Source organism: Mumia sp. ZJ430 (assembly GCF_011751845.1).
Lineage (GTDB): Bacteria > Actinomycetota > Actinomycetes > Propionibacteriales > Nocardioidaceae > Mumia.
Window position 1 is genome coordinate 408,532 of the sequence record NZ_JAAHFK010000001.1, and the last position, 12,994, is coordinate 421,525.

The 12,994-nt window shown below is 68.1% G+C and carries 16 protein-coding genes; 8 read left to right on the top strand and 8 right to left on the bottom strand.

Annotated elements, in window-relative coordinates:
* The first annotated feature begins 152 nt into the window (after window positions 1-152).
* The gene (locus HCT63_RS02005) at window positions 153-1,454 is read left to right on the top strand and encodes a DUF1343 domain-containing protein (RefSeq protein WP_167001024.1); all 1,302 of its coding nucleotides are present in this window, start codon (window positions 153-155) and stop codon (window positions 1,452-1,454) included.
* 14 nt (window positions 1,455-1,468) lie between these two features.
* Window positions 1,469-3,247, top strand: coding sequence for a serine hydrolase domain-containing protein (locus HCT63_RS02010; protein ID WP_167001026.1), 1,779 nt, complete (start codon window positions 1,469-1,471; stop codon window positions 3,245-3,247).
* 20 nt (window positions 3,248-3,267) lie between these two features.
* Here the strand turns inward: HCT63_RS02010 and HCT63_RS02015 are convergent, their stop codons facing one another.
* The 3 genes from HCT63_RS02015 to HCT63_RS02025 form a co-directional block, all read right to left on the bottom strand.
* Window positions 3,268-4,566, bottom strand: coding sequence for a Fic family protein (locus tag HCT63_RS02015; protein WP_167001028.1), 1,299 nt, complete (start codon window positions 4,564-4,566; stop codon window positions 3,268-3,270).
* 80 nt (window positions 4,567-4,646) lie between these two features.
* Window positions 4,647-5,183, bottom strand: coding sequence for an N-acetyltransferase (locus tag HCT63_RS02020; RefSeq protein ID WP_243842847.1), 537 nt, complete (start codon window positions 5,181-5,183; stop codon window positions 4,647-4,649).
* 74 nt (window positions 5,184-5,257) lie between these two features.
* A complete protein-coding gene (locus HCT63_RS02025; protein ID WP_208322223.1) occupies window positions 5,258-5,605 on the bottom strand; it encodes an antibiotic biosynthesis monooxygenase in 348 nt (115 codons plus the stop codon).
* Between the two features lie 89 nt (window positions 5,606-5,694).
* Between HCT63_RS02025 and HCT63_RS02030 the strand changes: the two genes are divergently transcribed.
* Window positions 5,695-6,201, top strand: a complete 507-nt coding sequence (locus HCT63_RS02030; RefSeq protein ID WP_167001032.1) for an alpha/beta hydrolase — start codon at window positions 5,695-5,697, stop codon at window positions 6,199-6,201.
* A gap of 32 nt (window positions 6,202-6,233) precedes the next feature.
* Here HCT63_RS02030 and HCT63_RS02035 read toward each other — a convergent pair whose 3' ends face one another.
* The 3 genes from HCT63_RS02035 to HCT63_RS02045 are packed head-to-tail and all read right to left on the bottom strand — an operon-like array spanning window position 6,234 to window position 8,688.
* Window positions 6,234-7,019 (bottom strand): ABC transporter permease, encoded by a 786-nt coding sequence (locus tag HCT63_RS02035; RefSeq protein WP_167001034.1) that lies wholly within the window; start codon window positions 7,017-7,019, stop codon window positions 6,234-6,236.
* Window positions 7,016-7,975 carry an ATP-binding cassette domain-containing protein gene (locus tag HCT63_RS02040; protein WP_167001036.1) on the bottom strand — a complete coding sequence of 320 codons (960 nt, stop codon included), beginning with the start codon at window positions 7,973-7,975 and terminating at the stop codon, window positions 7,016-7,018. The genes HCT63_RS02035 and HCT63_RS02040 overlap by 4 nt, the downstream gene beginning before the upstream one ends.
* A 41-nt stretch (window positions 7,976-8,016) precedes the next feature.
* Entirely contained in the window at window positions 8,017-8,688 is a 672-nt protein-coding gene (locus HCT63_RS02045) for a DUF4097 family beta strand repeat-containing protein (protein ID WP_167001038.1), read from the bottom strand.
* A gap of 251 nt (window positions 8,689-8,939) precedes the next feature.
* On the opposite strand from HCT63_RS02045, the gene HCT63_RS02050 reads away from it, so the two are divergent.
* Window positions 8,940-9,650: a helix-turn-helix domain-containing protein gene (locus HCT63_RS02050; protein ID WP_167001040.1), complete on the top strand. Its 711-nt coding sequence runs from the start codon at window positions 8,940-8,942 to the stop codon at window positions 9,648-9,650.
* A 65-nt stretch (window positions 9,651-9,715) separates the two neighbouring features.
* Here the strand turns inward: HCT63_RS02050 and HCT63_RS02055 are convergent, their stop codons facing one another.
* Entirely contained in the window at window positions 9,716-10,204 is a 489-nt protein-coding gene (locus tag HCT63_RS02055; RefSeq protein WP_167001042.1) for an SRPBCC domain-containing protein, read from the bottom strand.
* Window positions 10,201-10,551, bottom strand: a complete 351-nt coding sequence (locus HCT63_RS02060; protein WP_167001044.1) for a metalloregulator ArsR/SmtB family transcription factor — start codon at window positions 10,549-10,551, stop codon at window positions 10,201-10,203. The genes HCT63_RS02055 and HCT63_RS02060 overlap by 4 nt, the downstream gene beginning before the upstream one ends.
* 147 nt (window positions 10,552-10,698) lie before the next feature.
* Here HCT63_RS02060 and HCT63_RS02065 point away from each other — a divergent pair, with 147 nt between their 5' ends.
* Genes HCT63_RS02065 through HCT63_RS02080 form a run of 4 tightly spaced genes read left to right on the top strand, consistent with a single transcriptional unit; the run spans window position 10,699 to window position 12,980 of the window.
* Window positions 10,699-11,064 (top strand): PadR family transcriptional regulator, encoded by a 366-nt coding sequence (locus HCT63_RS02065; RefSeq protein ID WP_167001047.1) that lies wholly within the window; start codon window positions 10,699-10,701, stop codon window positions 11,062-11,064.
* A 1-nt stretch (window position 11,065) separates the two neighbouring features.
* Window positions 11,066-11,437, top strand: a complete 372-nt coding sequence (locus HCT63_RS02070; protein ID WP_167001049.1) for a DUF1048 domain-containing protein — start codon at window positions 11,066-11,068, stop codon at window positions 11,435-11,437.
* A 35-nt stretch (window positions 11,438-11,472) separates the two neighbouring features.
* A complete protein-coding gene (locus HCT63_RS02075; protein ID WP_167002223.1) occupies window positions 11,473-12,210 on the top strand; it encodes an ATP-binding cassette domain-containing protein in 738 nt (245 codons plus the stop codon).
* Entirely contained in the window at window positions 12,207-12,980 is a 774-nt protein-coding gene (locus tag HCT63_RS02080; protein ID WP_167001051.1) for an ABC transporter permease, read from the top strand. The genes HCT63_RS02075 and HCT63_RS02080 overlap by 4 nt, the downstream gene beginning before the upstream one ends.
* The last annotated feature ends 14 nt before the right edge of the window (window positions 12,981-12,994 follow it).

Genomic DNA, 12,994 nt, shown 5'->3' on the forward strand with positions numbered 1-12,994 from the left:
TCAGCGTCCCGGCGTCGTCGGCGGCTGCGCCCTCGACCCCTTGACCTGCTCCTGCCCTGCCTACTACCGTCGCGCCAATTGCGAAGTTCGTTCCGCCTAGATCCTCGTCATACGAAACGTTTCCTCACCACCCACCGACCGGGAGAGAAACCATGCGACGTAGGGATGTACTGGCAGGCATGCTCGGCGTGGCCAGCGTGCCGGTCCTCGGCGGCAGGGCCGCCGCCACAGCCGCAGCCAGCCCAGGCAACACCACCAACGGCCCCAAGGTCCGTACCGGCTTCGAAACCCTCGCTGCCGCCGGCTTCCGCGAGCTCCGCGGCCAGCGCGTCGGGATGATCTCCAACCCGACCGGCATCCTCCGCGACCTCACCCACGAGGTCGACGTCCTTGCGGCCAGCCCCGACGTCGACATCGTCGCCGTGTTCGGCCCGGAGCACGGGTTCCGTGGCGTATCTCAGGCCGGCCAGGGCCAAGAGTTCTTCATCGACGCCAAGACCGGACTGCCCGTCTACAACGCCTACAACGACGCCGCCCGGATGTCCGACCAGTTCGCGGCAGCCGGCATCGACACCGTCGTCTTCGACATCCAGGACGTCGGCGCGCGCTTCTACACCTACATCTGGACGATGTACCTCGCGATGGAGGCGGCCGCCGAGCTCGACCTGCGGTTCGTCGTCCTCGACCGCCCCAACCCGATCACCGGCGTCCAGGCCGAGGGGCCCGTCCTTCACCCGGAGCACTCCACCTTCGTCGGGCTGAAGCCGATCAGCCAGCAGCACGGCATGACGGTCGGCGAGCTGGCGCAGCTGTTCAACGGGGAGTTCCTGCCCGCCGCGATCGGCAAGCAGGTCGATCTCACGGTCGTGCCGATGAGGAACTGGTTCCGCGACATGTGGTTCGACGAGACCGGGCTCCCTTGGGTGCTGCCGTCGCCCAACATGCCGACGGTGGACACGGCGATCGTCTACCCCGGTACGGCGCTGTTCGAAGCCACCGCACTCTCTGAGGGCCGCGGCACGACCCGCCCGTTCGAGCTGATCGGCGCACCGAACATCGACCACCGCTGGGCGGAGGCGCTCAACGCTCGCAACCTCCCCGGCGTGCGCTTCCGCGAGGCGTACTTCACCCCGACGATCTCCAAGCAGGTCAACAAGGTCTGCGGCGGCGTGCAGGTGTATGTCGAGGACCGAGACGCCTTCGACGCCATCACCACCGGCCTCGCGATGATCGTCACGCAGCGCCAGGAGTTCCCCGACTACCGCTGGCGCACCCAGGATGTCACCTCGTTCTGGCTCGACAAGCTCACCGGCACCGACCGCGCCCGGCTCGTCATCGACGCCGGCGGGGACGTCGACGAGATCGTCGCCGGCTGGCAGGACGATCTCGCCGAGTTCCGGAAGAAGCGCAAGAAATACCTCATCTATCACCAGATGCGAGGCCGGCGACCGTAGGACGGAGGGGACCCATGCGTCGTACGAGCGGGATCGTGGCAGTGGCCGCGGCGGTCGTGGTCGGAGCGTTCGCCGCGCCGGCAGGAGCGGTCGACCCACCAGGACACCAGACCGGACCGCCGACCGTGACCGGTGAGGACGTCCGCTTCTCCCCACATCGCACCTTGCGCGCCGGGACGCCGGAGCGCGCAGGCCTGCTCCCCGAGCACATCGCGCGGATCATGCCCGACCTCGCCTCGTACCTGCAGACCACGCCCGAGAACCCGACCTACCCCATGTACGCCGGGGCGGTCGCGCTCGTCGCCAAGGACGGCGTCGTCGTCGAGCACGGCGCGGTGGGCGACGCGGTGCGATACGCACGCGCCGACGGCACCGAGCTGCCCGAGGACCAGCAGATCCCGATGACCGAGGACACGCTCTTCGACCTCGCGTCGGTCACGAAGCTGTTCACCGTCGTCGTCACGCTGCAGCTGGTGGATCAGGGCGTGGTCGGCCTCGACACCCCGGTGGCCGACTACCTCCCCGAGTTCGCCCAGAACGGCAAGGGCGAGGTCACGGTCAAGCACCTGCTGACGCACACCTCGGGTCTGCGGAGCTGGATCAACCTCTACTCGTCCTACCCGACGCCGGAGGCGCGCATCGCCGCTGTCTACGCCCAGACCCTCGTGACTCCTCCGGGCACGGCGTACGTCTACTCCGACCTCGGCCTGATCACCCTCGGCAAGCTCGCCGAGCGCGTCACCGGCCAGACCCTCGACCAGCTCGTGGCCGAGCGCGTCACCGAGCCGCTGGGCATGACCGACACCATGTTCAACCCGCCCGCGTCGCTGCGGCACCGCATCGCGGCCACCGAGGACATGTCGTCGATCGGTCGTGGCATGGTCCATGGCCAGGTGCACGACGAGAACGCCTGGTCGCTGGGCGGCGTCGCCGGCCACGCCGGCCTGTTCTCGACCGCGGGCGACCTCGCGATCTTCGGCCAGATGCTGCTCAACGGCGGCCGGTACGGCAAGGAGCGCATCCTCTCCGAGGACATCGTCCGCGAGGCCATCACCGACCAGAACGTCGGCATCCCGCCCGCGATCACGTCCCGCCGGGGGCTCGGGTTCGAGCTCAACCAGCCGTACTACATGGCCTCGGTCGACTCGCCCGTGACGTTCGGCCACACCGGCTTCACCGGCACGTCGCTCGTCATGGACCCGCTGTCCGGCTCGCTCGCCGTCCTGCTCACCAACCGCGTCCACCCCAACCGCGCGTGGGGCTCGAACAACGGCGCGCGGCAGTCGGTCGCCCGCAACCTCGGCCGAGCCCTCCCCGTACGGCCGGCGGTGGGACGTACGGCGTGGTTCGCCGGTCGGCCGAGCGCGACGACGCACACGCTCACCGCGCCGCTGTCCCGTACGGCGTCGGAGGCGGCGTGGCTGTCGTTCCGGCTCTGGTACGACACGGAGGAGGGGTACGACGTGGGGCGGCTCGAGGCCTCCGTCGACGGCGGGACGACGTGGCAGCTGGTGCCGCTCGACCTGGCGGGGGGCGGTGCGCGGTGGTCGACCGACGGCACGTTCTCCGGGTTCGAAGGTCGCAAGTGGCTGAAGGCCGGTGCTGCCCTCCCCGCGGGTGCGACGCACGTGCGGTGGACCTACACCGGCCTGCGCGCGACGCCGTCTCGTGGGCGGGGCGTGTACGTGGACGGGGTGCTCGCCCTGGATCGTGGCGGCGTGCTGGTCAACGGCCAGCGGCCGAGCGACGCTGCGCGCTTCGTGGCCGACGGTTGGGCGGAGTCGACGAACTGACGCGGCCCGCCCTGAGGGACTCAGGATCGGCGGTGCGCTCGTGCCGGGACAGGCCGGTTCGGTGGCGACGTCCTGGTGTCTGCCTTGGTGCTCGCCAGGCGACGTTCGGCGACGGTGATCAGATCGAGGACCTCGGTCGCGAGGTAGGCCGTCGCGTTGCGCTCGATCGTGAACGTGGTCACCACGCCGGCCTGACGCAGCTCGTCGAGCGCAGTACTGGCCGCAGGGAAGGAGACGTCGAGGATCCGCTGGAGCGTCGACGCGGTCACCACCGGCGCCTCGGGCAAGAGACGCAGGAGCCGTGCGCTAGCCGAGTCGGCCCGCGGGGTCGCTCGGCGGCCGATCGACTCGCGATGGGAGGCGACCCTCGCGGTCCATGCGGCACGGAGTGCCTCGACCTGCTCAGCGAGATCGGCGGACTGGGCCGCTGCCGACTCCGCGGCTTCGACGAACGTCGAGATCCAGGCCCTCACGCCAGCGATCGACCCGGCCTCTGCGGGGTCACCGTCGTACCGGTACGCGACCAAGCCCGCGACATATCGATCCCGCCATGTGGAGAGGGCCAGGCTGATCGGGAGGATCGCGGTCGTCATCAGACCGCGACGGGCGAGAACGGTATGGATCAAAGCGCGTCCCACGCGACCGTTTCCGTCGGTGAACGGGTGGATCGTCTCGAACTGCGCGTGCACGAGTGCGGCCTGCACGAGGGGTGAGTGCGCCGCTCCGTTCATGTCATCGACCAGGTCAGACATGAGGTCGCTCACGAGTTCGGCTGGTGGCGGAACGAATTCGGCGTCGATCGGATACCAGTCCGAGCCGCCGATCCAGTTCTGCACGGTGCGCAGGCCATGGTGATGCTCGTCCTCGGGCATCAGGGCGCGATGCAGCTCGATGATGTCGTCGACGGTCACCTCTTTCGCGTCGACGAGGGCAGACGTGGCCTCCCGGACGACGGTCATGTTGTTCGCGACCAGCTGTGCCTGCTCGCTCACGCCGCGGACATGCTCGCTTCGGCCGAGCTCGGCCAGGGCAACCTGCTTCGCGGACGGTGTGACGCCCTCGATCCGGGAGCTGGCGATCGCCTCGGACCGAAGCAGGAACCGGGCGATCGAGGCCAGGCTCTCGGCGCCGGGGGCGTTGAGAGCGCGAACGGCACGTTCGGCGTCAGCGATCGTGCGCGCGAGTCTCGAGTCCAGAGTGAGCGGGCGCGCCTCGAGCGGGTCGGGTATATAGCGCAGGTAGGCGCCGGTACGCCGGTCGCGACGCGGAACGCCCTCGACGACAGTGGGTTGCCACTGCCCTTCGGACCAGCCAGCCACTGTGGAATATCCTTTCATCGCTCGGCCCTCGATTAAAGGAAGAGTATCTAAACTTTAATCAAGAGGGCAAGTGTGAAAGGTTATTCGCTTATCCTGTCGAAGGGTCTGGCGTAGCGGAAGTGGCCGGCGAGCCCGGCGTACGAGGTGAGGGTGCGGACCTGGAAGTAGTCGCCCCATGCAGGCTCTGGGGCGACGATGTCGAGCGACGCTGCGGGGACGAAGCCGAAACGGCGGTAATAGGCAGGCTCGCCGAGCAGTCCCACCACCGACTCGGCGAGTGCGTCGGCGGCTCCGAGCACGGCGTGCATGAGCGCTGAGCCGACACCCGTGCGCTGCAGGCGCGGGAGAACGCTGAGGGGCCCGAGGCCCAGAGCTGGACGGCCATCGACCCCGGCTCGCGTGGCGATGACGTGGCCCACGACCTGGTCGCCCTCGACAGCCACGAGGGACAGCTCCGGAATCCATCCGGCATCGTCACGTAGCCACGAGATCAGCGTCGCCTCGCCCGGATCACCTCCGGGCTCTACGGGCGGTGCGCTGTGCTCGGCGGTACGGAACGCCGCAGCGGTCACCATGCGTACGGCCTCGATGTCGGCGGGTACCTCACGTCGGATCATCACCGCGACACCATCGATCCTGGCCCGGCCGCCGTCAACGCCATTTCGTGGGCGACGGTCGGGGCGTCTGCGACTCACATCGTCAGGAACGGCGTGAACAGCTGGACGGGACCCTCGTCGCTCAGGTTCCCACGGATCTCGGCGTTCGGGTCGCCGAGGAGCTCGCCGTGCACCGAGCCCGTCGCGATCACCGGCTCCATGAGGTGGGCGAGGTTCGCCGAGTGCGCCAGGAGAGCCTCGGAGTCGCGGTAGCGCTCGATGACGATCGCCTCGGTCTCGTCGGCGTTGAAGTAGACGCTGTACTCGAGGGTGCCGGGTTCCTTGGCCCGGACGATCTCCATGGCCTGCTCGGACAGGCGCTTGAACTCCTCGACGTCGCCGTCGCGGAAGTCGAACCGCGCGATACCGATGAGGTCATTCATTGTTTCGTCCCTTCGTTGCGGGTGTGTACAGGAGGAGAGCGGAGCCGAGGTCGGCTTCTCGACATCGCTCCACGTCCTACTGTGGGGCGATGGGGGTTCTCTTCGTCCACGGCGCGGGCGGCTACCTCGAGGACCGGGGGATGGCCGACGCGTTGAGCGACGTGGTTCGTGCTCCCGTGGATTACCCGCAGCTGCCCGACGAGGACATGTCTGTGGAGGCGTGGGCCGGCCCCCTCAGGGAGCGGCTGGCCGGGCTCAGTGCCGACGACGTCGTCATCGGTCACTCGTTCGGGGCGACCATCCTGCAGTGGGTGCTTCCCGAGGATGGGTGGGCGCCGACGAGAGCCTTGCTGCTCGCGATGCCGGACTGGAGTCCGGACGGGTGGGACGTCGCGCAGTACGTGTACGACGGGCCGGAGCCGCGGATGCGTGTCTCGCTGCACCACTGTCGTGACGACGAGGTGGTGCCGTACGAGCATCTGGCGCTGAACGCCGTACGGATGCCCTCGGCGCGCACGGTCGCGCACCCTGCGGGCGGCCACCAGTTCGTGGGGCTGGCTGGGGCGATCGCGGAGGACGTGCGCGGCGGGCGGTGAGGGAATCTCGATACGGTCTCCTCCCGCAGGAACTACTGCGGGTCGCGATTGAACTGCGCCATCGACCAGACGTAGCCGAGCAGTGCGAGCCCCAGGCACCAGCCCATCGCAAGCCATCCGCTGTTGCCGATCTCGCCGCCGAGGAGCAGACCGCGCAGGGTCTCGATCGCGGGGGTGAAGGGCTGATACTCGGCGATCGGACGAAACCAGCCGGGCATCGCGTCGAGGGGGACGAACGCGCTGGACAGGAGCGGCAGGAGGATCAGCGGCATCGCGTTGTTGCTGGCAGCCTCGGCGCTCGGGCTGCCGATGCCCATGCCGACGGCGATCCAGGTGAGCGCCGTGGCGAAGAGCACGAGCAGCCCGAGCGCTGCCAGCCATTCGCCCACGCCGGCGTCGGTCGACCGGAAGCCGAGGGCCACGGCGATGGCGGCGACCAGGACCACACTCATGATCGACTGCAGGACGCTGCCGACGACGTGTCCGAAAAGGACGGATCCGCGGTGGATCGCCATCGTACGGAAGCGGGCGACGATGCCCTCGGTCATGTCCGTCGAGACCGACACCGCAGTGCCGATCACGGTGCTGCCGATGGTCATCAGCAAGATGCCGGGGACGACGTACGCGATGTAGTCGGCGCGGTCCTGGCCGCCGATGCCCGCGCCCATCACGTCGCCGAAGACGAACACGAAGAGCAGCAGCAGCATGACCGGGGTGAGCAGCAGGTTCAGGGTGAGGGACGGATAGCGCCGAGCATGGAGGAGGTTGCGGCGCAGCATCGTGGACGAGTCGCGTACGGCGAGGGAGAGGGAGCTCATCGGACAGCCTCCTTGGGCTGGGTAAGGGCGAAGAAGACGTCGTCGAGGTCGGGGGTGTGGATGGTCAGCTCGTCGGCGGCGATCCCGGCCGAGTCGAGGCGGTCGAGGATCGAGCGAAGCTCGTACTGACTTCCGCCGCTCGGGATCTGCAGTGACAGCGAGTCGTCGTCATGGGTCGAGTCGTGGAGCGCGACGGTGGCGCTCCGGTACGCGGCAGGGTCGGTGAAGCGCAGCCGTATGTGCCCGCCCGGGATGAGCCGCTTGAGCTCGGCGGCAGTCCCCTCGGCGACGATCTTGCCGTCGTTGAGCACGGCGATGCGGTCGGCGAGCTCGTCGGCCTCCTCGAGGTACTGCGTGGTGAGGAAGATCGTGACGCCGTCGGAGACGAGCTCACGGATGATCTGCCACATGTTGTGTCGGCTGCGCGGGTCGAGGCCCGTGGTCGGCTCGTCCAGGAAGATGATCCGCGGGCCGCCCACCAGGGTCATCGCGATGTCGAGACGGCGCCTCATGCCGCCGGAGTAGGTGGAGGCCGGCTTCTTCGCGGCGTCGAGCAGGTCGAAGCGCTCCAGCAGCTCAGCCGCGGTACGGCGACCGTCCTGCTTGGACAGGTGGTGCAGGTCCGCCATGAGGAGCATGTTCTCCTCGCCGGTGATCAACCCGTCGACGGCGGAGAACTGCCCCGTGACGCCGATCGCGGCGCGGACCGCCTGAGGGTCGGCGGTGAGGTCGTGGCCCCCGATGCGGATCTCACCGGAACCGTCGCCGGCACAGATGAGGGTCGAGAGGATCTTGACCACGGTGGTCTTGCCGGCGCCGTTCGGGCCGAGCAGGGAGAAGATCGTTCCTTCCGCGACGGCCAGGTCGATGCCGTCGAGCACGACCTTGTCGCCGTACGACTTGCGCAGCCCGTACGCGGCGATGGCCGGATGGGAGTGGACGGTGGGAGTGCTCATGAGGGGTTCTCCTGCAGAGGCTGCGGGTTCGGAGGTACGGGTCAGATGCTGCGAGCGACGACGTCGCCGTACGACGTGGTGGCGTGGATGCTCACGGCGGCGTCGGGACCGTCGGCGTTCATGAGCGTGTTGGTGATCCGGCCGTAGGCAGTGCCGGCGTCGAGCGTGGCCGAGACGCCGGCCGCGGCGGTGACGGACACGTTTCCGGCCTCGGTGCGGAGCACGAGCGCACCGCGGGTTGCCTCAGCGACGCTGATGTCGCCCTTGACGGTGCTGATCTCAGCGGCTCCGCCCAGGCGGCCGACCGAGACGTCGCCTGCCTGGAGCGTCAGGCGGACGCCCGCGGTCTCGTCGAGCTTGATCGAGCCCGCCGCACCGTCGAACTCCACGTCGCCGAGCCGTCCCACGCCACGCAGCTCGGCGCTGGCCGCCTTGGCCTCGACGCGGGAGCCGACGGGCAGCTGGACCGTCACCTCGACGGAACCGGAGCTGCCGAGGATCTGGTTCTTCGGGGCAGGGGCGTTGATCCGAAGGACTCCGTCGACGTAGTCGACCGTGGTCTGCTCCGCGGCCTTCACGTCGCGGCTCTTCGAGGCGTCTGACGGGCGGACCTCGACCTTGGCGTCGGCGCGGTCGGTGGCGATGAGCTGGATGCGGCCGGCGGGGATGTCGACGACGGCGGTGATCGGGGCGGTGGTGGCGAAGGTCTTCATGGTGAGCTCCTGTGTGTTTGCTGTCTGTGGTCGGTGTTTCTGACAAGTGAAACGCTACGTTGCTTTTCTGAAACTGGCAACAACCAAGTTGCACTGAAACCGAGTCCTCCCAGGTCACAGGCATGAAATGATTGCAATGAGTCTCAAGCGAAATGCAACGCCGCGTTATCAACGTTGCAATGTTCTGCCGATGAACGCTATGGTTCCGGTACGGAAGTGACGACATGTGTCGCTCGACGAAGGAGATCGCGATGCCGGGAGGCAGACTCACCCCGCAGGAGCGTCAGCAGATCGCGTTGGGGTTGGCCGACGGCCTCGCCTATGCCGAGATCGGTCGGCGTCTGGACCGACCGACGTCGACGATCACGCGAGAGGTGATGCGCAACGGCGGGCCCACCGCCTATCGCCCCGACCTCGCGCAGCGGGCGACCCAACGCCGCACCCAGCGGCGCAAGAAGCCGGCATCCGGCGAGGCGGCGGCGTTCCCGCAGGCCCACGGGCGCGACGCCGAGGCTGTACGCGACTTCGAAGAGACCCTCACCACCGTCCTGATGGCGGCGGGCACGCCCAAGATGATGGCGCGGGTCCAGGCCTGTCTCTACACCACCGACTCAGGCAGCCTCACTGCGTCCGAGCTCGTCGAGCGCCTGCAGGTCAGTCCGGCGTCGATCTCCAAGGCGATCGCGTTCCTCGAGAGTCAAGGTTTGGTCCGCCGCGAACCCGGCGACGGTCGTCGCGAACGCTATGTCGTCGATGACGACATCTGGTACCAGTCGATGATGGCGAGCGTCGAGTCCCTCGCTCAGGTCATCACGGTCGCGAGAGAGGGGGTCGGTGTTCTGGGTCCGGAGACCCCGGCCGCCACCCGCCTCGAGAACGTCGCCCGCTTCCTCGACTTCGTCGGCGAGAGCATCGCCCGCGCCGCCGAGCAGGCCCGCGACGTCCTCTCCGTGAAGCGGTGACGGCTGCCGGTCGTGATGCCGAGATCGTGAACTGCGGCTCACTTTGACCACCGCTCCCGCGGCGGTCAGGGCAGCCGCGCCTCTGGCGTCCGCAGGAACGCCTCGATCCGGTCGAACGCGCCCCTCCAGACCTCGCCGGTGAAGAAGTCGCGGACCTCTGGCGTGGGCAGGCCCGTCTGGACCGCGGTCATCAGCGTGCCGTCGCCGTCGGGCTCGAACGTGACCTCGACGCGGGACGTCATCGTCGACCCGCTCGGATCGGATCCGGTCGACTCGGTCACGAGACGGTACGGGCGATCGATCTCGAGGAAGGTCTGCACCTCGCGGAACAGCTGGTCGCGGCTCGGCCCCCAGACCGCAGTCTGCGTGCCGCCGACGCGGAGGTCGACCTCGATCTCGACGATGCCCGGCTCCTCGTCGAGGATGCTGAACCAGGTCTTCTGCTTCTCGGCGTCGGTGTAGGCGTCAAACGCCTCCTCCGGCGTCGCGGGCAGCCAGCGCGACACCTTCAGCGCCAGCCCCTCGTTCGTGCTCGTGCTCTCGCTCTCGCTCATGCCGTCTCCCCCTTGTCGTCCTTGCCGAGGCCCAGCGTGAAGTAGGCCTCCATGCCGTCGAGCCGTCGCTCCCACAGCCTCTGATAGAAGCTGATCCAGGCCATGGCATCCTCCAGCCGCTCCTCGCCGAGCCGGCACAGCCGCGTACGGCCGACCTTCTCGGTGACAACGAGCCCCGCGTCCTCGAGCACGCGGACGTGCTTGGCCATGCCGGTCACCGACATCGCGAACGGAGCGGCCAGCTCGCTCACGGCGGCAGGCCCCTCGGTGAGTCGTACGAGGACCTGCCGCCGGGTTGGATCGGCGACAGCGGCGAACGCGTCGTCCAAACCATTTTGCTGAACCATGTGGTTCACCATAGCACAACACTGAACCGAACGGTGCAACGTTTCAGGTCGCGAAAACTGCCGCGAGAAACCCCTTGCGCGGGCACTATTCAGCGTTACTATGTACTGGTAGTCAATGACGCAGAGTAGTGAAAGGAGGTGGCCTCCATGGGCAAGCAGATGACCGAGATGCTCAAGGGCACGTTGGAGGGGATCGTCCTCGCGATCCTCACCCGGCGACCCGCGTACGGGTACGAGATCACCGCGTGGTTGCGCGACCAGGGCTTCTCGGAGATCGCCGAGGGCACGGTCTACGCCCTGCTGGTCCGCATCGAGCAGCGCGGCCTCGTCGACGTAGAGAAGGTCCCGTCCGAGAAGGGCCCGCCGCGCAAGGTCTACTCCCTGAACGCTCAGGGGCAGGTGCACCTCGACGAGTTTTGGACGACCTGGAGCTTCCTCGTCGAACGGATCGAGCAGCTCCACACCAACACGGACAACACCGACAACACAGACACGACAGAAGGGGTGCGCTGAGATGGCCGCCAAGTGGATCGAGACCCTGACCGGATCGCTCGAGCAGAAGAAGCAGTTCCGCCAGTACAAGGCCCGCATCGAGGCCCTCCCCGAGCCGTACGACCAGGCAGCGAAGGCGCTCGAGCGCTACCTCATGTACAGCTCGGGCCTCACCGACGGTGACACCTTCATGACGATGTTCGGCGACTTCGCCGACCTCTGGGAACGTGCCGCTGCCGACGAGACATCGGTGCGCGCGATCGTCGGCGACGACCCGGTGGAGTTCGCCGAGACCTTCGCCGCGGCCTACACCGGCAAGCAGTGGATCGACAAGGAGCGCGCCCGCCTGAACAAGGCGATCGACGACGCTGCCAGCGAGCAGGGGGACGCGTGAGCACCACACAGACCCCCGCGATCACGATCCGCGGGATGGAGAAGTCGTTCGACGAGCTTCACGTCCTGCGTGGCGTCGACTTCGACGTCGCGCGGGGCAGCATCTTCGCGCTGCTCGGCTCCAACGGCGCCGGCAAGACCACGCTCGTGAAGATCCTGTCGACGCTGCTCAAGGCCGACGCGGGGACGGCGACCGTCGAGGGGTACGACGTCGCGACGCAAGCGGCGGACGTCCGCGAGTCATTCAGCCTCACCGGCCAGTTCGCCGCGGTCGACGAGATCCTCAGCGGCCGGGAGAACCTCGTCCTCGTCGCCAAGTTGCGCCACCTCAAGGACCCGGGCGCGATCGCAGACGACCTGCTCGCCCGCTTCTCGCTCACCGACGCCGGCGGGCGCAAGGTGTCGACGTACTCCGGAGGCATGCGCCGCCGGCTCGACATCGCGATGAGCCTCATCGGCAACCCGCCGGTGATCTTCCTGGACGAGCCGACCACCGGGCTCGACCCGCAGTCGCGCCTCGAGGTCTGGGACACCGTCAAGGGGCTCGCTGGCCAGGGGACGACGGTGCTGCTCACCACGCAGTACCTCGACGAGGCCGAGCAGCTCGCCGACCGGATCGCGATCCTCCACGAGGGTCGGATCATCGCCAACGGCACCCTCGCCGAGCTCAAGCAGCTGCTGCCGCCCGCCGAGATCGAGTACGTCGAGAAGCAGCCGACCCTCGAGGAGATCTTCCTCGCGGTCATCGGCACGAACTCCAAGGACAACCGATGACCGCCACCGCGCACTTCCTCCCCGACACCGCCACGCTGACCGGACGATCCCTGCGCCACATCTCGCGCAGCCCGGACACGATCATCACCACCGTCGTCACCCCGCTCGCGATGATGCTGCTGTTCGTCTTCGTGTTCGGGGGCGCGATCGAGACCGGCCAGGACTCGGACTCGTACGTGAACTACCTGCTGCCCGGGATCCTGCTCATGACGATCGCCTCGGGCATCGCCTACACCGCGTACCGGCTCTTCACCGACCTGCAGGCCGGCATCTTCGAGCGTTTCCAGTCCATGCCGATCGCCCGCTCGTCGGTGCTCTGGGCGCACGTGCTGACCTCGCTCGTCGCCAACATGATCTCCGTCGTGGTCGTCATCGCCGTCGCGTTCGCCATGGGCTTCCGTACGAGCGCGAGCGTGCTCGACTGGCTCGCGGTCTTCGGGATGCTCCTCCTGTTCACGCTCGCGCTGACGTGGCTCGCCGTCATCCCGGGCCTGACGGCGAAGACGATCGACGGCGCGAGCGGGTTCTCGTACCCGCTGATCTTCCTGCCGTTCATCAGCTCGGCGTTCGTCCCCACCGACAGCATGCCGGGCCCGGTGCAGTGGTTCGCGGAGAACCAGCCGGTCACGCCGATCGTGAACTCCATCCGGGCGCTGTTCGCCGAGCAGCCCGTCGGCAACGACGTGTGGATCGCGCTCGCGTGGTGCGTCGGGCTCCTGGTCGTGGCGTACGTCGGGGCGATGGCCACGTACCGCCGCAAGATCGCCTAATGGGAGTGCCGCGC